Consider the following 19,913-nt stretch of genomic DNA (forward strand, 5'->3'; position numbering starts at 1 on the left):
ACCACGGGCTCGCGAGTCCCGTGGTTTTGTCCGATTTTATTCAAAGTCTGGTGCCTGACGGTGTTCCGTTCCTTCTTGATACGAGTAAGCAAGCTTGATCAGCGTCGGCTCGCTAAACGCTGTCCCAAGCATCTCCATGCCAATCGGCAGTCCTTCATCACTGAATCCGATTGGAACCGACATCGCTGGATAGCCTGAGAATGGGCTTAATTTAGGATTTGGCCCGCCGCCCTGATCACCGCCAATTTTTTGCGGCAGTATAGCTGAAGTTGGATACACTAAAGCGTCTATATCCTGTTCTTCGTACACTTCCATTAAACTTTCAGTCGTAATTTTAGGACGATTTACGATGATGTCCTGATAAGTGGCATCTTCTTCTAGAGATACTTTCGCATCCCGCGCTCTCATTGATTCTTCCATTGCAGGATGATATTTTCCGCTCTCGATAATCTCACTCAGCGATTTTACAGGTGCATTTTCTCCAAGCGAAGCTAAATAATCATTTAACTGAAATTTAAACTCATAGGAGCTTAAGCTTGGGTAAGCCATAATTTTATCCAGGTTTGGAATGGTAACGTCTACTACCTCCGCTCCGAGCGCTTCCATATCATCAATCGCCTGCTCGGTCGCTTCAATAATCTGCTCGTCTTCTCCAAATAGAGCTTTGACAACGCCGATCCGCGCACCTTTTAACCCATCTTCATCCAGGTAATCGGTGTAGCTGTCCGGAATATGGCCATTGCTTTTTTCCGTGATCGGATCCGCCTCATCGTAACCAACAATTGCATCCAGCACAACAGCCGCGTCTTCCACAGTTCTAGCCAGCGGCCCGCCCGTGTCCTGCGTCAGTGCAAGTGGAATAATGCCATCCCGGCTGGCAAGACCCATTGTCGGCCTGATTCCAACAAGGTTGTTGAAAGAAGCCGGTACCCGAATCGAACCGCCTGTATCTGTTCCCAGTCCTGCTGCCGCAAAGTTTGAAGCAACAGCAGCACCGGTTCCACCGCTTGAGCCACCGGGATAACGTGTTAAGTCATACGGATTCAAAGTCTGCCCGCCCAATGAACTGTATGTATTAAAGCCAAAAGCAAATTCATGCAGGTTTGCTTTGCCGATAATGACGGCACCTTCCTCACGCAGCTTCGCTGTCTGGAAAGCATCATCCGGTGCCATCGATCCTTCCAATGATAAGGAACCAGCTGTAGTTGGCATATCGACTGTGTCATAATTATCTTTTAACACAATAGGAATGCCATGCAGCGCTCCGCGGATTTTTCCTTCTGCCCGCTCTCTATCAAGCTGTTTTGCGGTTTCGATCGCTTGTGCGTTCACGGAGATCATTGAGTTGATCTTTGGCCCCTGCTGGTCAAACTTTTCGATACGATCCAAATAAAAACGGACCAGCTCTTCTGAACTCAATTCTCCTTCTTCCATCGCAGCACTCATTTCAGCAATGGTTGCTTCTTCTATATCGAACTGCTCAACCAGTTCTTTTTGGAGAAAGTGAAACAGCCGTAAAATGGTTGCGGCAGATTGTTCACGTGTCATATGCAAGGCCGGATTGAACTTGCCGTTCGTGTCGCCATACATAAATTCAGCTCTTTCAACCGCTCCAATCGAACCGGCGAACGCCCCGTCATCCTTTACATCCTCGAACGATTCGGCTGCAGACGCAAGCTCCGCGGTTTCGGCTAAAATTCTGGCAGCCTGCTCGCGCGAAACCGGCTCGTTTGGCCGGAATGTTCCATCACTGTAACCGGCAATCCAGCCTTTTTCCGCCGCTTTTAAAATCGCAGGGCCTAATGTGCTCGCAGCAGGAACATCTTTAAATGTTTTCGAGGAACCTTCCGGCAGCTCCTCTCCACCAGCTGACTCGTATACAGCCACAACGAGCCGGGCAAATTCCCCTCTTGTCACAGCCTGCTTCGGTTTAAATGTGCCATCTATGTATCCACTGACTAAACCACGCTCTTTTGCTTCTGTTACTTCTGCTGCCAGCCGTCCTTCTACATCTGAAAACTCGGCTCCCGCTGTTGTCGCAAACACGCTCAGCCCCATCGTGATACTTGCTGTAAATAGTGCTGCTGTTTTACTTTGTTTCTTCATGCCATCTCCTCCTCTAGCTATCTACTTTTTAAATTAGCAAATCCAAGTTCTCATTTCTCTTTTCATGTCATATTTCCTTACACGATTTAACGAAAGCCATTTTTACTTGATTGGGAGGAAATAAAAAAACAAGCGCAAATCAATTTGCGCTTGTTTTACTGGCCGAGCTTTTCAATATTATTCCGGAGCTCCTGAAGTTCCTGGACCGTCTTTAACAGTTCCGTATTTTCTAAAAGAGCAGCCGGGTCAAGTGTACCGTTTTCGAGCTTGCTGTTTACTTCATTTAAACCTGATTCAAGCTGTGCACTGTAATCAAGGAGCTTTTCATGCACGCCTTCCGCAATGACCGGCGCTTCCATTTGCTGCACCTGGTCAATTTCCTGCTGCATGTTTTCAAGCTGCGCCTGAGCATCCTCCATCAAGTTCGGATTTGATGCAGCATTTTCAAGCAGCGCCGGAATATCACTTGCAAACTGCTGTGTTTCATCCAAAAAGCCTGATATATCATTGGCATAGGTTAACGTATCATTGGCCTGGTCGAGCAGGCTGCACCCGCTTAATAGAATAGCAGACAGCCCGGCAGCCGCGGCCCATTTTAACATCATATCGTTTCCTCCTGTTTCTTCGTTATCTAGTATACGAATGATACAAGCAAATGGATTCATTTCTTTTCACAAAAAAATTCACCGGCTTTGAGCCGGTCAATGAGGGTGTAGACAAAATAAGAAAACAGGCTGATTGAAAACGCCTGCTCTTCCAGGAACGCCGCCGGCTGAGAAGTGAGTGACCTTTTTCGGGTCATGAGCATTCGCAGACGGCAAGTGACGCCGAAAGCGGACGTTTGCGGGCATCCTTATTCAACGAGGTGCAGCCGGTAAAGCCGCCCTGCTGCTTCTTCTATTCGCTGTGCCGTTCCTTCTTCAAAGGCAACTAAAAAACAAGTAGATGGCCCGGCTGATTTTTTCATATCCAGCTCGCAGCGGCCCTTTTTGCCGGAAAGCTGCTCAAGCTCATAGGCAATTCCTTTTGACCCGACAGGCAAAACAGCCCGGATACCTTCCATTTTGACGATTTCGTGAAAAACAGCGAGAGGCGCTACATCCTCTGTGCATTCCAGTACTTCATTGCCGACGAGCGGCTTGCCAATAACACCGTACTGTACTTCTCTTCCTTCTACACGGCCGGCTTCCCGAGCATCCCGGCCGATGATGACCATGCCGGCGGCTGACTGAAGCATACTGAAGTTCGATTCTGTACTGCCGGTCACCTCCAGTGCACAGCCAAGCTCAGCCGCCGCCCGCTGAACCCCTTCCTTGAGCGCCTTCCATGCCTCATCTCCGGAGAAATTATGAAGAACTGCCGCAAACGGCTCTCCGCCAGCAGCCATACATTCCATTAAAGCAACCCGGGCTGAAAAGTAACCAACTACTTCATATGGAGCCCTGACGGCATCATGTTCCTTTTCTCCAATAGCGCCGCTGTTATCAGCAGCGATAATCAGTCCGTTTGTTCGAATTACATCACGCATAAAAACGGCCATACCGTTTCTTAAATAGGGGTACAAGGCGAGGAAGCAATACGTACGCGGCCGCACCGTTGATCAAAGCAGCAACTCCAATCGCCGGTACCGAGCTTACATAAAACACCATACCCATAAAGGGGATAAACAGCGCCGGCAGCACGATTCCATTTAAAAAGACAAAGACCGGCAGGGCAGTCCATTTCCGGCCTGAACGGTATATCCGGCCGAAAACCCACATAACGGCGGCCATTTCCACTGCCACAATCCCGTGCAGCGGCCCCATTGGAAAGCCGCCGAACAGCGCTGAGACGATATGGCCAAAAGCACCGATCAAGGCTCCTGCGGCCGGGCCCAGCAAAACCGCACCAATCAGTGCCGGAAATGAATCAAGCGCCACACTTGAAACAGGTGCCGGCACTTTTATCATCCCGCCCGCCACAGACAGCGCAATAAACAGCGCCAGCCAGCTTACTTTTCCCGCTCTCATGATTTGTCCTCTTTCCGTTTTCCTTTCCGGAAAACATTGGCGCTCCGGACGTACTCCACATCTTTCACGCCTTCACGAAAGTTAATAACACGGGCAATGGCAAAGAAATAGTCTGATAAACGGTTTAAATATTTCAGTGTCACCGGGTGCACTTCTTCACCCGTGCGCATAAGCGCGACAACAAGACGTTCCGCCCGGCGCGCTACTGTGCGTGCCAAATGAATATGGGCAGAGCCTTTTGAGCCGCCCGGCAGGATAAATCGTTCCAGCTCCGGCGCTTCCTGAATATACGTGTCAATTTTTGCTTCCATGTTATCAATCGATTCCTGCTGCAGCTTAAAACCACGCTTCCCGTTGATCGTGGCAAGATCGCCGCCACAGTCGAACAGTTCATGCTGAATGGTTTCCAGATCCGCCAGAATATCATGAAACTTGACCGGGTCAAGCTCAGTCATCGCTATGCCGACAACTGAATTTAATTCATCAACTGTGCCATAGGCGTCTACCCGGACATTGTCTTTGCCAACCCGCCCTCCGATAATGCTCGTTTCTCCTTTGTCGCCTGTTCGTGTATACAGTCTCATTCTGTTTCCTCCTTTATTGTTTCGGCAATACCATACCAGACGGTGTCTACACGTCTGGAGGCGGCTGCCGTATCTTGAAAACACCAGCCCGCTGCATCACGGAAAAAACGGTCAAAAGCATTCATTGGCACAATGCCTTTTGTAATATCCGTCCCAATTAAAATCACTGTCCGGTCTTCTTTTTGCCACTTCTCCAGCTGTTTTCGAAACAGCAGCCGGGCTTCCTCCGGTGTTTCAGACCGCTCCAGCAGGGCACGTATATACCGCTCTACCCCTTCCAGTACAACGATTTCTTCCCTTAATTCAGGTGCTTCCTTTTCTTTATAAAACGAATGCCACTGGTGCGGCGTCTGCTCCAGCTTATAAAAAGCGGTCACCCATTTTTTCTTGCCGTTAAAGGCACCACCCGTAACGAAGTGCATCGTTTCCCCCTCCTCATGTCGGTCAGGCTTCCCGAAAGCTCGAACCCCTGCCCATTTTCTGATGTCCATTCACCAAATCCTTTTGCTTCCGGCGCCCAAACCGATAATAAATGGCGGATCACACCCCCATGGGTCACAAGCGCCGCACGCTGGATGTTCCGCTCAGCCATTTCGTTTAATACATCGCGAAACCCTTCTTCCACGCGTTTGGCGAAGGAGGCATACGAATCGCCGCCCGGTACTGGAAGGGAGTAGTCCTCAAGCCAGCGCTGATAAGCCGGTTCATGCTCCAGCTCAACATGCGTTTTCCCTTCCCATTCCCCAAAATGAAACTCACGCAGTTTGTCGAACACGGTTTGCGGCTGCGGCCAAAACACTGTGGCAGTTTGCCTGCAGCGCACTAAATCACTTGTTACGATCCAATCATACTCTGCCATTGGCCGCCTAAGCGCTGCTCTCCCGCTTTCGCTGAGCGGCACATCGGTCCAGCCGCAAAATTGCTTCCTCTCGTTTGCTTCTGTTATCCCGTGCCGAAAGAGACCGACAGCCACACAATCATCCATAACAGCAGTTCCGCTCCTTCCTGTGAAGCACCGAGTAAATCTCCGGTCATTCCGCCGAATTCTTTTTTCATGGCGCCTTTTATCCATATAAAATATATCCACGAAGCACCTGCCATTACCCAAAACATAGGGTGAAGCGCATAAACAAGCAAAGCCGCCAGGAAAAAACAGCCGTAGACAAACGGCAGTGAAGCAGAACGCCCTTGTTGAAAAAAAGCGGCTAAGCCTTCTTCTTTCGCCGGCGGTACGTACTGAAGCAGAAGGCCGGTCAGCGCCTGTGCAAAAAACGGGATAAGAACGATGCTGTATGTATACTCGCTGCCAGCGCGCACCGTTTCGTAAATAAATAGAAATTTAGCCGCTAAAAGCAAAACAAGGGCCAGGACTCCGAATGCACCCATATGGGGATCTTTTAAAATAGCAAGCCTCTTTTCCTTATCACGAAAGGAAAAATGGGCGTCTGCCCAGTCCATCCATCCGTCCAAATGCAGCCCTCCGGTTAACGCAATGGGCAGCAGCCAGACAAGAAACGCAGCGGACAGCGCTGAAAAGGGACTCCATTCCAGCAGCAGCCAAAAAGCGCCGGCATAGATACATCCTTTCGCCATGCCAAGCAACGGCAGTAAATGCAGAACGGCTTTTCGCTCAGCCCGCTCCATGGGCAAAGTTCGGTGCAAAGGAACGATCGTAAAAAATTGCAGGATGATCCCGGCAGCGTATAAGTAGGATTTCATTGCCGCTCCTCCAAAATAGCTTCAAACGCCGGCCAATCAAGATGTTTCTCAAGATGAGCGGCAATCCGGTCATAGGTGCCATCCCGATTTATATCTGCCGGCGGCCGCTTCGTCAAACCCTTTGCCTGACGAAGCCTATTCAGCCAGTCGGCTCGAAAAGCATCATTGTAAAATAAATGATGTAAGTACGTGCCGCAGAGCTGCCCATCTTCTGAACGATAGCCGTCCGCATGCGAAGCCCCCGTTAAAAACGGCGGGCCGTCTACGGTCGTCCGGCCAAAGTGAATTTCATAACCGGACAGCGGAATCCCATTCGCCGTTCCTGTTGTACGGATGACCGTTTTTTTCTTTTGGAATACCGTATCAGCCGGAATCAGGCTAAGTGCTCGTTCGATCGAACCCGGCACCCCGGTGTCACGGCCTTCTGGATCAATCAGCTCTCTTCCTATGAGCTGAAAGCCGCCGCATAAGCCCATAACCGTTCCTCCTTTTTCGGCAAAGGAACAGATTTTTTGGGCGAGGCCGGTGTCTTTTAAAAAGCGGAGATCCGCAAAAGCGCTTTTTGTACCTGGAATAATGACAGCATCCGGCTGCCCAAACGTATCCGCACTGCCCACCCAGCGCACACTCACATCTTCTTCAAATGCAAACGGTTCTATATCACTTCCATTGGATACGTACGGCAGACGGATAACAGCAAGCTCTATTTGGGCTCCTTCCCGGTTTACATTGCGGATCGAAAGAGAATCCTCTCCTTCAAGCGCATGCCCCGGCAAAAATGGAAGAACCGCGAGAACAGGAATACCCGTATAATCTTCGATCCACTTTTTCCCGTCTTCAAAGAAAGCAGGGTCACCGTGAAACCTGTTTACGATAATGCCTTTTACCCTCCTGCGTTCTTCTTCCTCTAAAAGAGCGAGTGTTCCGACAAGCGAGGCAAACAGGCCGCCGCGGTCGATATCTGCTGTTAAAAGAACGGGCACATCCGCAAGCTCCGCCGTTTTCATGTTTACGACTTCCCGTTTTTTCAAATTCATTTCAACGGGACTGCCAGCACCTTCAATCACAAGTGTATCGCCCAGCTTTTCTGCTTCTTTGAGCCCTGTTTGAATAGCGGAAATGGCCTGCTCATAATAGGACTTTCTGTACGCCATGCCCGACATGACTTCAAGCCGTTCCCCAAACAGCACAATTTCCGACGAGCCATTGCCCGCAGGCTTTAAAAGCAGCGGATTCATGCAGGGACTGGCCTCAAGGCCCGCCGCCTCGGCCTGCAGTCCCTGCGCCCGGCCGATTTCTTTTCCGTCAGCTGTCACATAGGAGTTATTCGATACATTTTGCGGCTTAAATGGAACCGGCCGGTATCCTTTTTGCAAAAGAAGACGGCAAAGAGCCGTCGCAATAAAACTTTTTCCCGCATCGGAAGAGGTTCCTTGAATCATCACTCCGCGCATAAAATCCCGCCTTTCTTGACAATGGGAATACCGTGCTCTACTAAAATAGCAGTCTCGCATTCCTGTACAAGCCGCTGGTGAACCATGCCGAGCTTTGCCGCATACTGCGCCGTCAATTCACCCGGCATCGGCTCAAACGACAGCTCGTTGGAAACAAGAACGACCGCATGCGTCCGGCCAGCCAGCGAAAGCAAATCACTTACGATTCGTTCATCTGCTTCGGAGGCCGGCTTGTCCTCACGAAAAAACTCACCGGCCAAAAGCGTCGTAATACAATCGACCAGCAGTATATCAGACGGCGCTGTCTCGATCCGGCCCAGGTCAACAGATTGTTCCACCGTTATCCATCTGGCACCTGATTTTGCCCGGCGATCTTGATGGTGGCGGATACGTTCCTTCATTTCGCTGTCTGTCCGCTGTCCGCATGCTGCATAAACGAGCCGGCTTTCCTCACAGGCCAGCTGCATCGCTAGCTTTTCAGCCAGGCTGCTTTTTCCGCTGCGGACACCTCCTGTAATAAAAACGATCATTGCGCCTTCCACTCCTTTAGAGCAGTGAGCAGATGCTCATTTTCCACCCTTCCTTTGACCGCGGAACGAAGCCATTTTCCATCCAGCCCGCGAAAGTTTTCTGTATGGCGCAGGACGACCCCTTTCCCAAGCAAAAAGCGGAGCAGCGGTTTTTGGTCAACGAGTGCCGGATCCCGCAGCAAATAAAAATTTACGGCAGATGGAAGAACCGTAAATCCTGCTTTCACCAGCTCACTTGCGATCCAATCCCTTTCCTCTTCAATCCACTTTCTCGTCTGCTCGGCATGGACCGTATCCTGCGCGATTCTTTCGGCGGTCCGAAGTGCAATCGCATTTACATTCCAGTGAGGCTGGTAAGGTGCAAGAGCATGAATGATTTCCTGTGAAGCCGCCACGTAGCCGATGCGCAGGCCGGCGACCGCGTACATTTTCGTCATGGAATGCAGCACCGCTAAATGCGGAAACGAAGCAATCTCTGCAACCAAAGACTCCCCGCTGTTAAAATCATAAAAAGCTTCATCCACAACAACCCATGTGCCAAACGGGCGGGTTTGGCGAAGCAGCGCAAGCAGCTCTTCCCTTTGAAACACCTGTCCGGTTGGATTGTTTGGCGTGCAAAGAAAGAGTACGGCTGCTTCTTTTGCCTGCTCGGCCAATTCTTCAATTGGCAGCACCCAGTTTTCCGGGTCAACTGGCACATACCGGATCTCGCAGCCGTACGCCCGGCAGGCATCTTCATATTCAGAAAAAGCCGGCGTCGCAATCACCACTTTGCGGCCGGCAGCATGGCGGGCAATAAAATGAATAATCTCGGCCGCGCCGTTGCCGAGCAAAAGATTTCCCGAACCGACGGAAAATCGGGCGGCAATGGCAGCTTTGGCTGCTTTACCGGACGGATCCGGATAGTCTTCCACCACTTCAAAAAGAGACGGCCATGCTTCTTTGAGCCAGCGGGGCGGCCCATACGGATTTGTATTTACACTAAAATCAATCATGCTTTCCGGCTTTTCTACGCCGGATGCCTGATATAAATGACTGGGGTTAGCCCCATGTGATGGCAGCTTCATAAATGATCACTCCTGCAAGGAATAGCAGCACAAATAAATAAGCAGCTCGTTCCATTAATTTAGCGGCTTCGATAATGTGTTCCGCGCGGCGGGGACGAATGGCATCTCCCATTCGGGCACGGTCTGACACAATGCCTTTGTATGTATTTAATCCACCCAGCTCAATTTGAAGCAGCCCCGCTACAGCTGCTTCGCACCAGCCGCTGTTCGGCGATGGATGCTTTTTCGCATCGCGCCGTACGATATGCCATGCATAGCCCCGTCCTCCCTGCGGCTTTTTGGCTGCTAAAATAAGCAGGACGGCGGTCAAACGGGCAGGAATAAAATTAACGATATCATCAAAACGGGCAGATGCCGTGCCGAATCTGCCGTACCGTTCGTTTCGATACCCAACCATCGAATCACACGTATTGACAGCACGGTACAGGAGGGCGGCTCCGCCTCCGCCAACCATTGCCCAAAACAGCGGAGCGATCACGCCATCCGATGTATTTTCTGCGACGGTTTCTACCGCCCCGCGCGTAATCTCCCCTTCATCAAGCTTTTCCGTGTCACGCCCGACGATCCACGAAAGTTTATGGCGCGCTTCCTTCATATCGCCGGCAATGAGCGGGTGATACACATCCATTCCTGCTTCTTTCAAGCTTCGCGGTGCAATTGATGCCCAAATCATGACGGCTTCTAAAGTAATGGAGAAAAAAGGATGAAGACGGGCAGCGAGTGCCAGCGCGCCAAATGAACATACGCCGGTCACGAAAAGAACAACGGCCAGCATAGCCAGTCCTTTTTCGAAACGGCGGGCTCCTTTATTCCACTTTCTGTCCAACAAAGCAATCAGCGCGCCAAACCATTTAACCGGATGCGGCCAGCTGCGCGGATCGCCGACAAGCCGGTCAAGAAACAAGGCGATGACGATTGCCGCCGCATGTGCGATCACAGGCCGCCCTTTCTGCGGGCTGTTTTTTGAAGAGACGCCGTCACCGATTGATAGACCGCCCGGCCAATCGCAATGCCAAGGGGCGTAACCGATCCGGCAAACTGGTGATAGGAACCGCGCTGTGTTGCTGCTATTAATATACTATCTGTTGAGGTGCCCGTTGCCGTTGTTCCCGTATTCACATCCAACACTCCTCTATCCGCAAGCGCTTTTGTTTTTGCCTCGGTAGCTGTCATAACCCCTTGGACAAAAGCTTCTTCTGATAATTTTCCGTTTACAAAAACCCATATATTGATCGTTCCTGGCGCAGGATGCTGCTTCCAGCTGCTGCGCGGATGCGTAACATCTACTGCATTGCCGGCACCAGCTGTTGCCACCGCAAAAACAGAAGCATCTTCCTGCATTTCTTTTCGCCAGGCCGCATCCTCCATATAAACGGCCGTCATCATTCCAACGGTTTCCTGCAGGTTAAATCCATTTTGCGTAAAATAAGCAGCCGCTTCCTGCTCATAGTTATCGATATTATAATGCTTGTCCACATGGCGGTTTACAAACGTGCTCCGCCATCCCCAGCCGGCGCCAATCACGCCGGATGACAGCGATTTAAGGGGAACGGGTGAACGAAGCACCAGATGTCCGCCATGATGCTCAAGCAAATGCGCGTCAATGTCAACGGCTTCTTTTGACAGGACTCTTTCCGGCAGGATACTGATCTGCGGCTTTGGCACTTCCGGATGCGGCTGCTTTTGTACCTCTGTGCTGTACACATCCCGAATCTCCTGCTCCACCATCAGATCAGCCGGCTGGCCGAGCGCATGAATCCTTCCTTTATTCATAAGCAGCAGCCGGTCGCAGTATAAAGAAGATAAATTTAAGTCATGAAAAATAGAAACGACCGTTAATCCATCTGCTGTCATTCTTTTCAGCAAATCGAGCAGGTCTTTTTGAAAAGGCAGATCTAAATGGTTGGTCGGTTCATCAAGCAGCAGGATTTCCGGCTCCTGCGCCAGCGCCTGCGCAAGGAAAACACGCTGCCGTTCACCGCCGGACAGGGCAGACAGCGGTTTTTCAGAAAACGCCGCTGTTCCGGTCCGCTGCATCGCTTCCTGTACCATTTCTTCGTCCCGCTCAGTCCATGATTTAAAAAAACCGGTTTGGTGCGCGTACCGTCCGAGCGACACCGTTTCTTTTACCGTATAAGCAAACTGGCTGGACGTCATTTGCGGAAGAACCGCTATAATGCGCGCCAGCTCTTTCGGACTGTATGAATCAATCGGTCTTCCCTTGATGAGAACTTCTCCCGCAGCCGGCTTGATCAGCCCGCTGATCATATTCAGTAAAGTTGATTTACCACTTCCATTCGGCCCCAAAATACCGAATAATTCTCCCTGCTTAACAGAAAAGGATACGCCGCGGACAATAAGCCCGCTTCCGTATCCTCCTGAAAGCTTGTTCACTTGCAGCATCACGCGACGCCTCCTTTTCGTTTTCGGTTCATTAAAATAAGTGCAAATACCGGTGCACCAATCAGCGATGTAATCACGCCAATAGGCAGCTCTGTCGGTGAAATGATCGTACGGGCGGCAAGATCTGCTATAATCAAAAATCCACCGCCGGCAATCATGGACAAAGGCAGCAAATGCCGATGATCAGGCCCGATCAAAAGCCGTACAAAATGTGGAACCACGAGGCCGATAAATCCGATTGTACCGGATACCGCAACGGCCGCTCCAGTTAAAATGGAACCTGCAATCAGTACAAGTATTTTCTTTCGCTGAACATTCACTCCCAGGTGTTTCGCTTTCTCTTCTCCAAATGACATGGCGTTTAACTCTGGCGCCAAGTACAGCAGAAGGAGTGCACCTCCTGCAAAAAACGGCAGCATCAGCTGTACATAAGGCCATCCCCGCATTGACACACTGCCAAGCAGCCAATTGATGATTTGCCGGAGCTCTTCCCCCGTAAGGGCAATCATGAGCGAAATAAATGAACCTAAAAACGAGCTAAAAATAATTCCGGTTAAGATAATCGTTTCAAGCTTCATTGAGCGCTCGATCAACTGTGCAAACAGCAATACGCAAAAGATAGTCAACACAGCTGCCGCTATACTTACAACAGGAAGCGTAAAGCCGCCCAGAAATGGAATAGATATGTGAAAAAACAACACAAAAACCGCTCCTACCGACGCACCAGACGAAATGCCAAGTGTATATGGATCTGCCAAAGGGTTGCGAAGAAGTCCTTGAAAAGCAGCTCCTGCAATGGCCAGGGATGCGCCGATCAAGCCTGCCAGCAGCACACGCGGAAATCTTATTTTCCAAACAATGTTCTCAAAAGCTTCGTTAGCTCCTTCAATACTGGTTCCAAATAAGTGGTGAGCTAATATTGCTGAAATATCCCAAAACGGAACATGAATAGATCCGATGGCAATGCCTATAAACATAGAAAAAATCAAAAAGAAAAATGCCACCGGATAAGCAACTATTTTACTCCGCAAAAACGTCTGGATAAACGGCCTTTGCAATCTGCTCAGCTCCTTGAACAATACGCGGTCCCGGACGGCTTGTGAGATCTCCATCTACTTCAAATACTTCTTTATTCTTAATGGCCGCTACACTTTCCCATCCTTGGCGTTTTAAAACACCATCCAAGGCATTTTCTTCATATGCTCCGTAATTAATTAAGATGGTATCTGGATTTTTCGCAATAACAGCTTCTTCTGATACTTTCGGCCATCCCTCTTCTGTGTTCATAATATTATTGGCCCCCACAAGCTCAATTACTTCATTAATGAAAGTACCGTTGCCCACCGAATAAATTTCTGGTGATGCCCCAATTTCAAAATAAATGTTTTTCTTGTCTTCTTCTTTAATTTGAGATGCTTTTTCTTGAATCTCTGCAAGTCCTTCTTTTACTTCTTCAATATCTTTTTGCGCTTCATCTTGTGTGCCTGTTGCTTCGCCAATTAATTCAAATGATGTATAAATCTGATCAATACTTTGTGCTTCAGAAGATACAAGCACATCAATGCCCGCTTCACGAATTTGTGAAATAGCCTTTTCGTCATTGGAAATGTCCGCGAGTACCAAATCAGGATTAAGGCTTAAGATTTTTTCTACATTCAGACTCATGCCACCGACTTTTTCTTTTTCGTTTACTTCCTCAGGATATGTATCATTATCAGTTACCCCAACAATCTGATCGCCTAAATTCAGCTCAAAAGCAATTTCTGTTGTACTTGGCATTAATGAAATAATCCGCTCTGGTGCCGCCTCAATTTCTACTTTTTGATTGTCGGCTCCTGTAACGGTCACAGGAAAAGCAGCCGTTTCTTTCGCCGGCTCATTTTCTTTAGCTGTATCAGCCGTTTTTTCTTCCCCGCCTCCGCAGCCTGCTAAGAGTGCTGCTGATAGTCCAAGTGTGATCCACGTTTTTTTCATTTGTATTTCCTCCTTTTTTAACACACAAAAAAAGCACCTCTGTTTAAAAAAAGGCGCATGAAGAACCCGAAATCAGGGTTCGTCACACCACCTATCCGCGCAGGTTTTTGGTGCATGAGCAAGGCAGGTCTCCTGGCTTATGTTCATCACACCCGGCGCCTTCCCGTGCTTTTGCACAGTGGCAAGTCTGCCGGGTGCTCCCATTTACAGTGGCGGGACCGCGCTGGACTTTCACCAGCTTCCCTTTTCAGAATCCGCACAAAGCGGCTTCACCTTGCTCAGTTCCTATATGTTTTCCGTCATCGCTCATTATACCCGAAGAAGAGTCGAAACTGAATACTTTTTGAATATTCCGTTTTGAAGAGTGAGATAAAGGTTTATTGTTTAAAATAAGTGGAAGAGAAGGAATAAAGGAGGCGGGCTCCATGAACGGACTAACAGTCTTTCTGATTTTGGCCGTTATCATCATTGTAGGTTTTATCCTAATCCGCTTTATCCGAGGCTCATCCTATCCTGCCGATGCGCCTAAAGTTGACAGGCCGCCAGATGAAGAGGGCCAATTTATTAATCATCGTGACCATTCACATGATGACAAACTTTAAAAAGAAAAAAACGGCTCCACCATAAACAATATGTTGGAGCCGTTTTTCTGCACGTTTTAAAAACATAATAATAAGGAAGAAAAACGATCCACTCCCGAACTTTACTTTTCGTGTACCGGTTTTTCAGCGATCAGAATGCCATCTTCGTCTGCGTACACATATTGCCCTGGCACAAATTCAGCGCCGCCAAATGTGACCGAAATATCCCTTTCTCCCTCGCCTTTTTTCACACTTTTAAACGGGTTGCTGCCAAGGGCTAAAACACCGATATTTTGTTTGGCAAGCTCTGCTGTATCACGCACACAGCCATTGACAATGATGCCTGCAAGTTTTCTTTCTTCCGCAATCGCACCAAGCAAATCGCCAACAAGTGCACAGTTTTTTGAGCCGCCTCCATCCACTACAAGAACATGCCCGGATGGAATCGTCTGCAACGCCTGCTTTACAAGTACATTGTCTTCAAATACCTGCACGGTTGAAATAGGCCCATGAAATTGCTTTTTGCCCCCGTATGACTTCAGCTCAAGTCCGACGAGCGTGAGTTCTTCTGCATAATAATCACATAAATCAGCTGTTTTAATCACCTTTATCATCTCCCTTTTCCTTTAGGTTCGACAAAACCTGGTTGATCCCTCCAGGTTTTCATGGAGAAAACCCAGGGAAAAGAATGATAATTCATTTTGCAGGGAGGTTTATCATGAAACAGGTAATTGGCTTATTTGATGGAGAAATTGATGTGATTCGTAAAATAGAAGATTTAAAAGTAGAAGGATATGATCCCGCTAAAATAACAGCCCTTACAAAGGATGCCGATGTATACTTAACCATCCAAAATCGGACGGAAGCAAACGTAGAAACAGCCGGTCCTTCCTTAAAAGAAAAAGTAAAATCAATTTTCACCCGTGAAAAGCCGGTCAAAGATGCACTCATTGATTTCGGCTTATCCGAAGAAGATGCGGAAAAATACCATGAAGGGCTCGCAAAAGAAAAAGTGCTGCTCGTCACTGACGAACAGCACTCCGGTACTGCTTAAATAATAGCTGCACTGCTTCGCCGGCAGCACCCGGAAATGCCTTTTCACCAAGTGCCCGCAATGGTACGATTTCTTGAATGGAATTGGTTACAAACACTTCGTCCGCCGCTTCTGCCTCGGCCGGCGTATACAGGCCTTCCTCAAAGCGGAGACCTGTATCACGGGCAATATCCATGACAAATCGGCGGGTAACGCCGCCCAAAATACCTGTTTGGAGCGCTGGCGTGTACAGCGTTCCTTTTTTAATCCAAAACATATTCGATACTACGCCTTCTGCGACAAACCCGTCTTCGGTCAAAAATATCCCTTCTATAGAAGGATCACTCCCGGCTTCCCTTTTCCCAAAAATATTATTTAAATAATGATGGGATTTCAGCCGGCTTTCACCTTCCGGACGGTTCCGCCTCGTTTCAAGCCAAACACCCCTTTTTTCGGCCATTGGCCCGGCAGGTGCCAGCTTTTTTTGAAACACGATCACATTTGGTTTTTGATACGGAGCGGTCTGCAGCCCAATGTCTCCTTCTCCGGCTGACACGTTAAACCGGATGTACGCATCACGCCATCCGTTTGCTTCTTCCAGCTGCGCTAAAATATCCAGCACTTCTTCACGCGCAACGTGTAGATCAATATGAAGCTCCTGCAAGCTTCGATTGAGCCGGTTTAGATGCTCGTCGAGTAAAAAAGGCGTTCCGTCATACGTGCGAAACGTTTCAAATACGCCGACACCATATAAAAACCCATGGTCAAACGGAGAAATACGCACTTCACTGTTCGGGATAACCTGTCCATTTACGTATGTGAACATGGCCGCTCCTTGTACGTATCCATAAAGTTTTCCAGCATTTCTTTTCCATATTCGGTCATGATAGACTCTGGATGAAACTGGACCGCTTCCACCGCGAGTGTTTTATGGCGGATGGCCATAATTTCACCTTCTTCTGTCCAGGCCGATATCTCAAAGCAGTCCGGCAGTGTCTCTCTTTTTACAATCAGTGAATGATAACGGGTTGCCCGAAATGGGCTTGGCAGTCCTTTGAAAATGGTTTTGCCATCATGAAAAACAGGCGACGTCTTGCCGTGCATCAGCCGCTCGGCGCGCACAACATCACCACCGAAGCTTTGTGCAATCGACTGCTGGCCAAGACAAACCCCAAAAAGCGGAACCCGGCCTGACAGCTTTTCAACTGTCTCCAGGCTGATCCCCGCTTCATTTGGTGTGCACGGTCCCGGGCTGATCATCACAAAATCCGGTTTCATCTCCTCAATGGCGGCAACGGTTATTTCATCATTCCGCCGGACAACCAGATCCTCACCAAGTTCTCCAAGATATTGAACAAGGTTATACGTAAATGAATCGTAATTATCAATCATCAAAATCATGTGTGTGCATCCTCCGCAAGTTCCATCGCCTTTAACATGGCGGCTGCTTTTTTCAGCGACTCTTTGTATTCATATTCCGGCTTTGAGTCAATGACAATGCCTGCACCGGCCTGGACATATCCATAGCCGCCCGCACTAAGCATGGTACGAATGACAATGTTTAGTTCCATATCTCCGTTATAGCCAATCCAGCCGATGGAGCCTGTGTAAATGCCGCGGCGTACCGGCTCAAGCTCTTCAATAATTTCCATCGTCCGCACTTTTGGCGCGCCGGTAATCGTTCCGCCCGGGAAAACAGCGTCAATCACATCAGCATTTGTTTTCTTTTCCGCCAGCTCTCCGCACACATTAGACACAATGTGCATGACATGTGAATACTTTTCAATGACCATAAATTCATCCACATGAACAGAGCCGTAGCGGGAAACACGGCCCAGGTCATTGCGCTCCAAATCCACAAGCATTACGTGCTCCGCTCGTTCCTTTTCATTGTCGATGAGCTCTTTTGCAAGACGCTCATCCTCAGCGTCATCCTTACCGCGTGAACGTGTCCCGGCAATCGGCCGGGTTGACAGCTTCTGTCCACTTTTTTTCACCAGCAGCTCCGGCGAGCCGGAAACGACTTGAAAGTCCGGTGTTTGAATATAAGCCATATAAGGAGAAGGATTCAAGTTACGAAGCGCCGCGTACACAGCAAGCGGCGGTACGGTGAGGGGACGGGCACGGCGAACCGATAAATTCACCTGGAACACATCTCCTGCCGCGATATATTCACGAATCCGTTCAACCGCTTCTTTAAACTGTTCCTCCGGGAAAGAAACGTCTGTTTTATCCGTTCCCTGTCCAGATGTCCAATCTACCGGTCCGGCTGGGTCACACCATGCTTCAAACCACTCATCCAGCCCTTCTTCCGTTTCGGCAAGCTGCATTACAAAAAGCTCATTCGTGTGATGATCAAACGCCGCCCACTGATCAAAAAACAAAAAGCATGTATCCGGCAGGCCGGTATCATCCTCAGCGTGATCCGGAAGATCTTCGATAAACCGGACATAGTCATAGCTGATCCAGCCAATAGCGCCGCCTTGAAAATCCGGCAGCCCTTCCTTCCTCAGTACTTTGCGTTCATCAAGAAGCGAAACAAGCGCATGAACCGGATTGCCGGCTATCCGCTTCTCTTTCCCATCTTTTTTTACAACAAGTCCTTCTTCAGCGGAAACCGCGATGGCAGAAGGCTGAATACCGGCAAAGCTATAGCGGCCGCCCCGGCCGCTTTCAAGCAGTGCATGATGGGACTCATTTTTTGAAAGTGCTGTATATTGGTGAAAAAATTGTTCATGTGTATATGACGTTTTTCGGTAAAAAATGTTCACGTGGTGCCACCTTTCGCATGTTGTTGCCCTTATCATAATACGGCGGCACCCATTTTGAAAATGTTATTTCACAGCGATAAAACGATTGACCGTAACGGGATATTTAGACGATACAAGTTCTGTCCAGCCGTTTAATACAGCTTCTTGTGCCGACTTGGCGGACAGCTGCTGAAATAAGATCGTGGAAAAGCCGGCCGCTTTTAGTCTCTCCCAGTAACCGGCAAGTGATTCGGCGTATGGGTAGTCTGATGCCGAAGGCAGAGAGCTTGATTCTGCAAAATCCGCAACAAACCGGCCCCCTTCTTTCAGCGCTTCATAGGCTTTAGCGGTCCATTGTGCTCCGTCCGCATACGGATGAACAGACAGCGGCGCTGCTACCGTATCAAATTCATGCTGCTGAACCTGCGCAAACGAAACGACCGGCAAAACGGCTGCGCCTGCGTCTGAACACCGCGCTGTCAGCGTTTCAGAGCCGCCGATAATCATGACACGCTCTCCCTGCTGAGGTCGAATAGTAGTATATAAATTTCCTTGTTCAATCTTTAACGGCTTGTCTGTTTTGTTTTTGACGGTCATGACCGACGCCTCCTTTTTAAAAATAAAAAAACCTTTCTTCACGAAATAAGAAGAAAGGTTTTCTAGTTAGTCTTCTTATCTCTCAGCTTTCGCTGCAAGAATTAGCACCGTGCCTGCTATAGGTCGGTTGCCGGGTGTCATAGGGCTTGTCCCTCTACCTGCTCTTGATAAGATGTATGTAATTGTCCGTTTATTTGTTAAGGAGGATTATGACATGTTTCATTTTCCCTGTCAACCATGTTACAATTTTTAAAAAGACAACGGAGATGAAAAACATGAAAATTGCCTGTCTGCAAATGGATATAGCGTTTGGCGACCCGGAAGCAAATTACAGCCGGGCGGCAGACTTTTTAAAAAAAGCAAGCGAAGCCGGCTGCGAGCTGGCTGTGCTGCCAGAACTTTGGACAACCGGCTATGATTTAACGCGCCTGAATGAAATTGCGGACCGCGGAGCAGAGCGGGCCAAGCAGTTTTTAACAGAGGCAGCTCAAAAATACGGCATGCACATCATTGGCGGATCGGTTGCCAATGATACGGGCAGCGGTGTTAAAAATACAATGATTATCGTTGACAAAGACGGCCGCCTCATTCATGAATACAGCAAGCTGCACTTGTTCCGGCTCATGCATGAGGAGAAATATTTAATTGACGGCGAGGAAGATGGTTTGTTTGAGCTGGCCGATGAAAAGATGGCTGGATTTATCTGCTATGACATTCGCTTCCCGGAATGGTTCCGTAAACAAGTTGTAAACGGCGCCCGTGTTTTATTTGTTCCTGCCGAATGGCCGCTCGCCCGTGTAGATCACTGGCGAACACTGCTCACGGCGCGCGCGATTGAAAATCAGGCTTATGTGATCGCCTGTAACCGGTCTGGTTCCGACCCTGACAATCAGTTTGCCGGGCATTCTATGATTATCGGCCCGTGGGGTGAAGTGATTGCTGAAGCAGGCGAAGCGGAGGAAATGCTTACCGGTGAAATAGATTTTGGTGCGATTGATGAAATCCGCAGCCGCATTCCTGTTTTCGAAGACAGAAGAACATCGTTTTATTAAGCAAAAAGCGCCGCCGGCACATGCCGGCAGCGCTTTTTTTATGGAGCCCGGGGC

At 49.0% G+C, this 19,913-nt stretch carries 23 protein-coding genes and 2 riboswitches; of the genes, 3 read left to right on the plus strand and 20 right to left on the minus strand.

All coding sequences use genetic code 11. From position 1 onward, the window contains the following. Positions 1-36 precede the first annotated feature (36 nt). From M3221_RS12220 to M3221_RS12290, 15 genes are all read right to left on the minus strand, one after another. Entirely contained in the window at positions 37-2,106 is a 2,070-nt protein-coding gene (locus tag M3221_RS12220; protein WP_251272037.1) for an amidase family protein, read from the minus strand. A 155-nt stretch (positions 2,107-2,261) separates the two neighbouring features. Beyond that, entirely contained in the window at positions 2,262-2,711 is a 450-nt protein-coding gene (locus tag M3221_RS12225; RefSeq protein ID WP_251272038.1) for a DUF6376 family protein, read from the minus strand. 248 nt (positions 2,712-2,959) lie between these two features. Beyond that, complete coding sequence (locus M3221_RS12230; protein ID WP_251272039.1) at positions 2,960-3,634, minus strand: ATP-binding protein; 675 nt, start codon at positions 3,632-3,634, stop codon at positions 2,960-2,962. Continuing rightward, positions 3,627-4,115, minus strand: coding sequence for an ECF transporter S component (locus tag M3221_RS12235; RefSeq protein WP_251272040.1), 489 nt, complete (start codon positions 4,113-4,115; stop codon positions 3,627-3,629). The genes M3221_RS12230 and M3221_RS12235 overlap by 8 nt, the downstream gene beginning before the upstream one ends. Further along, complete coding sequence (locus M3221_RS12240) at positions 4,112-4,699, minus strand: cob(I)yrinic acid a,c-diamide adenosyltransferase (protein ID WP_242233857.1); 588 nt, start codon at positions 4,697-4,699, stop codon at positions 4,112-4,114. The genes M3221_RS12235 and M3221_RS12240 overlap by 4 nt, the downstream gene beginning before the upstream one ends. After that, positions 4,696-5,121 carry a bifunctional adenosylcobinamide kinase/adenosylcobinamide-phosphate guanylyltransferase gene (locus tag M3221_RS12245; RefSeq protein WP_251272041.1) on the minus strand — a complete coding sequence of 142 codons (426 nt, stop codon included), beginning with the start codon at positions 5,119-5,121 and terminating at the stop codon, positions 4,696-4,698. The genes M3221_RS12240 and M3221_RS12245 overlap by 4 nt, the downstream gene beginning before the upstream one ends. After that, positions 5,073-5,684, minus strand: coding sequence for a histidine phosphatase family protein (locus M3221_RS12250; protein WP_251272042.1), 612 nt, complete (start codon positions 5,682-5,684; stop codon positions 5,073-5,075). The genes M3221_RS12245 and M3221_RS12250 overlap by 49 nt, the downstream gene beginning before the upstream one ends. After that, a complete protein-coding gene (cobS, locus tag M3221_RS12255) occupies positions 5,642-6,418 on the minus strand; it encodes an adenosylcobinamide-GDP ribazoletransferase (protein WP_251272043.1) in 777 nt (258 codons plus the stop codon). The genes M3221_RS12250 and cobS overlap by 43 nt, the downstream gene beginning before the upstream one ends. After that, a complete protein-coding gene (locus tag M3221_RS12260; RefSeq protein ID WP_251272044.1) occupies positions 6,415-7,872 on the minus strand; it encodes a cobyric acid synthase in 1,458 nt (485 codons plus the stop codon). The genes cobS and M3221_RS12260 overlap by 4 nt, the downstream gene beginning before the upstream one ends. Then, positions 7,860-8,402, minus strand: coding sequence for a bifunctional adenosylcobinamide kinase/adenosylcobinamide-phosphate guanylyltransferase (locus M3221_RS12265; protein ID WP_251272045.1), 543 nt, complete (start codon positions 8,400-8,402; stop codon positions 7,860-7,862). The genes M3221_RS12260 and M3221_RS12265 overlap by 13 nt, the downstream gene beginning before the upstream one ends. Further along, positions 8,399-9,469 (minus strand): threonine-phosphate decarboxylase CobD, encoded by a 1,071-nt coding sequence (gene cobD, locus M3221_RS12270; RefSeq protein ID WP_251272046.1) that lies wholly within the window; start codon positions 9,467-9,469, stop codon positions 8,399-8,401. Before cobD ends, M3221_RS12265 begins: the two co-directional genes overlap by 4 nt. Further along, positions 9,444-10,406 (minus strand): adenosylcobinamide-phosphate synthase CbiB, encoded by a 963-nt coding sequence (gene cbiB / locus M3221_RS12275; protein WP_251272047.1) that lies wholly within the window; start codon positions 10,404-10,406, stop codon positions 9,444-9,446. Before cbiB ends, cobD begins: the two co-directional genes overlap by 26 nt. After that, positions 10,403-11,872 carry an adenosylcobinamide amidohydrolase gene (locus tag M3221_RS12280; protein ID WP_251272048.1) on the minus strand — a complete coding sequence of 490 codons (1,470 nt, stop codon included), beginning with the start codon at positions 11,870-11,872 and terminating at the stop codon, positions 10,403-10,405. The genes cbiB and M3221_RS12280 overlap by 4 nt, the downstream gene beginning before the upstream one ends. Next, positions 11,872-12,930 (minus strand): FecCD family ABC transporter permease, encoded by a 1,059-nt coding sequence (locus M3221_RS12285; protein ID WP_251272049.1) that lies wholly within the window; start codon positions 12,928-12,930, stop codon positions 11,872-11,874. The genes M3221_RS12280 and M3221_RS12285 overlap by 1 nt, the downstream gene beginning before the upstream one ends. Continuing rightward, a complete protein-coding gene (locus M3221_RS12290; RefSeq protein WP_251272050.1) occupies positions 12,893-13,846 on the minus strand; it encodes an ABC transporter substrate-binding protein in 954 nt (317 codons plus the stop codon). The genes M3221_RS12285 and M3221_RS12290 overlap by 38 nt, the downstream gene beginning before the upstream one ends. A gap of 105 nt (positions 13,847-13,951) precedes the next feature. After that, a riboswitch (cobalamin riboswitch) is annotated at positions 13,952-14,138 on the minus strand. A 133-nt stretch (positions 14,139-14,271) separates the two neighbouring features. On the opposite strand from M3221_RS12290, the gene M3221_RS12295 reads away from it, so the two are divergent. Further along, positions 14,272-14,448 carry a hypothetical protein gene (locus tag M3221_RS12295; protein ID WP_251272051.1) on the plus strand — a complete coding sequence of 59 codons (177 nt, stop codon included), beginning with the start codon at positions 14,272-14,274 and terminating at the stop codon, positions 14,446-14,448. Positions 14,449-14,549: 101 nt separating this feature from the next. Here the strand turns inward: M3221_RS12295 and rraA are convergent, their stop codons facing one another. Continuing rightward, a complete protein-coding gene (gene rraA / locus M3221_RS12300) occupies positions 14,550-15,032 on the minus strand; it encodes a ribonuclease E activity regulator RraA (protein WP_251272052.1) in 483 nt (160 codons plus the stop codon). A 113-nt stretch (positions 15,033-15,145) separates the two neighbouring features. Between rraA and M3221_RS12305 the strand changes: the two genes are divergently transcribed. Continuing rightward, positions 15,146-15,481, plus strand: coding sequence for a YflT domain-containing protein (locus M3221_RS12305; RefSeq protein ID WP_251272053.1), 336 nt, complete (start codon positions 15,146-15,148; stop codon positions 15,479-15,481). Here the strand turns inward: M3221_RS12305 and pabC are convergent. The 4 genes from pabC to M3221_RS12325 form a co-directional block, all read right to left on the minus strand. Beyond that, positions 15,450-16,286 carry an aminodeoxychorismate lyase gene (pabC, locus tag M3221_RS12310; RefSeq protein WP_251272054.1) on the minus strand — a complete coding sequence of 279 codons (837 nt, stop codon included), beginning with the start codon at positions 16,284-16,286 and terminating at the stop codon, positions 15,450-15,452. The two genes, M3221_RS12305 and pabC, sit on opposite strands and share 32 nt — an antisense overlap. Then, positions 16,271-16,861, minus strand: a complete 591-nt coding sequence (gene pabA, locus M3221_RS12315; RefSeq protein ID WP_251272055.1) for an aminodeoxychorismate/anthranilate synthase component II — start codon at positions 16,859-16,861, stop codon at positions 16,271-16,273. Before pabA ends, pabC begins: the two co-directional genes overlap by 16 nt. After that, complete coding sequence (locus M3221_RS12320; RefSeq protein ID WP_251272056.1) at positions 16,858-18,231, minus strand: anthranilate synthase component I family protein; 1,374 nt, start codon at positions 18,229-18,231, stop codon at positions 16,858-16,860. The genes pabA and M3221_RS12320 overlap by 4 nt, the downstream gene beginning before the upstream one ends. Before the next feature lie 63 nt (positions 18,232-18,294). After that, positions 18,295-18,807, minus strand: a complete 513-nt coding sequence (locus M3221_RS12325; protein WP_251272057.1) for a class I SAM-dependent methyltransferase — start codon at positions 18,805-18,807, stop codon at positions 18,295-18,297. Between the two features lie 72 nt (positions 18,808-18,879). Continuing rightward, positions 18,880-18,981: riboswitch (SAM riboswitch) on the minus strand. 92 nt (positions 18,982-19,073) lie between these two features. Between M3221_RS12325 and M3221_RS12330 the strand changes: the two genes are divergently transcribed. Next, positions 19,074-19,859, plus strand: a complete 786-nt coding sequence (locus tag M3221_RS12330) for a carbon-nitrogen family hydrolase (protein ID WP_396120277.1) — start codon at positions 19,074-19,076, stop codon at positions 19,857-19,859. Positions 19,860-19,913 lie beyond the last annotated feature (54 nt).

It is taken from the genome of Domibacillus indicus (assembly GCF_023715895.1).
In the GTDB taxonomy this organism is placed as follows: Bacteria; Bacillota; Bacilli; order Bacillales; family Domibacillaceae; genus Domibacillus; species Domibacillus indicus_A.

Bases quoted from the DNA above. Each gene is read 5' to 3' on its own strand.
- M3221_RS12220 (WP_251272037.1), bottom strand. From the start codon at position 2,106: ATGAAGAAACAAAGTAAAACAGCAGCACTATTTACAGCAAGTATCACG.
- M3221_RS12225 (WP_251272038.1), bottom strand. From the start codon at position 2,711: ATGATGTTAAAATGGGCCGCGGCTGCCGGGCTGTCTGCTATTCTATTA.
- M3221_RS12230 (WP_251272039.1), bottom strand. From the start codon at position 3,634: ATGCGTGATGTAATTCGAACAAACGGACTGATTATCGCTGCTGATAAC.
- M3221_RS12235 (WP_251272040.1), bottom strand. From the start codon at position 4,115: ATGAGAGCGGGAAAAGTAAGCTGGCTGGCGCTGTTTATTGCGCTGTCT.
- M3221_RS12240 (WP_242233857.1), bottom strand. From the start codon at position 4,699: ATGAGACTGTATACACGAACAGGCGACAAAGGAGAAACGAGCATTATC.
- M3221_RS12245 (WP_251272041.1), bottom strand. From the start codon at position 5,121: ATGCACTTCGTTACGGGTGGTGCCTTTAACGGCAAGAAAAAATGGGTG.
- M3221_RS12250 (WP_251272042.1), bottom strand. From the start codon at position 5,684: ATGGATGATTGTGTGGCTGTCGGTCTCTTTCGGCACGGGATAACAGAA.
- cobS (WP_251272043.1), bottom strand. From the start codon at position 6,418: ATGAAATCCTACTTATACGCTGCCGGGATCATCCTGCAATTTTTTACG.
- M3221_RS12260 (WP_251272044.1), bottom strand. From the start codon at position 7,872: ATGCGCGGAGTGATGATTCAAGGAACCTCTTCCGATGCGGGAAAAAGT.
- M3221_RS12265 (WP_251272045.1), bottom strand. From the start codon at position 8,402: ATGATCGTTTTTATTACAGGAGGTGTCCGCAGCGGAAAAAGCAGCCTG.
- cobD (WP_251272046.1), bottom strand. From the start codon at position 9,469: ATGAAGCTGCCATCACATGGGGCTAACCCCAGTCATTTATATCAGGCA.
- M3221_RS12280 (WP_251272048.1), bottom strand. From the start codon at position 11,872: ATGCTGCAAGTGAACAAGCTTTCAGGAGGATACGGAAGCGGGCTTATT.
- M3221_RS12290 (WP_251272050.1), bottom strand. From the start codon at position 13,846: ATGAAAAAAACGTGGATCACACTTGGACTATCAGCAGCACTCTTAGCA.
- M3221_RS12295 (WP_251272051.1), top strand. From the start codon at position 14,272: ATGAACGGACTAACAGTCTTTCTGATTTTGGCCGTTATCATCATTGTA.
- M3221_RS12305 (WP_251272053.1), top strand. From the start codon at position 15,146: ATGAAACAGGTAATTGGCTTATTTGATGGAGAAATTGATGTGATTCGT.
- pabC (WP_251272054.1), bottom strand. From the start codon at position 16,286: ATGTTCACATACGTAAATGGACAGGTTATCCCGAACAGTGAAGTGCGT.
- pabA (WP_251272055.1), bottom strand. From the start codon at position 16,861: ATGATTTTGATGATTGATAATTACGATTCATTTACGTATAACCTTGTT.
- M3221_RS12325 (WP_251272057.1), bottom strand. From the start codon at position 18,807: ATGACCGTCAAAAACAAAACAGACAAGCCGTTAAAGATTGAACAAGGA.
- M3221_RS12330 (WP_396120277.1), top strand. From the start codon at position 19,074: ATGAAAAACATGAAAATTGCCTGTCTGCAAATGGATATAGCGTTTGGC.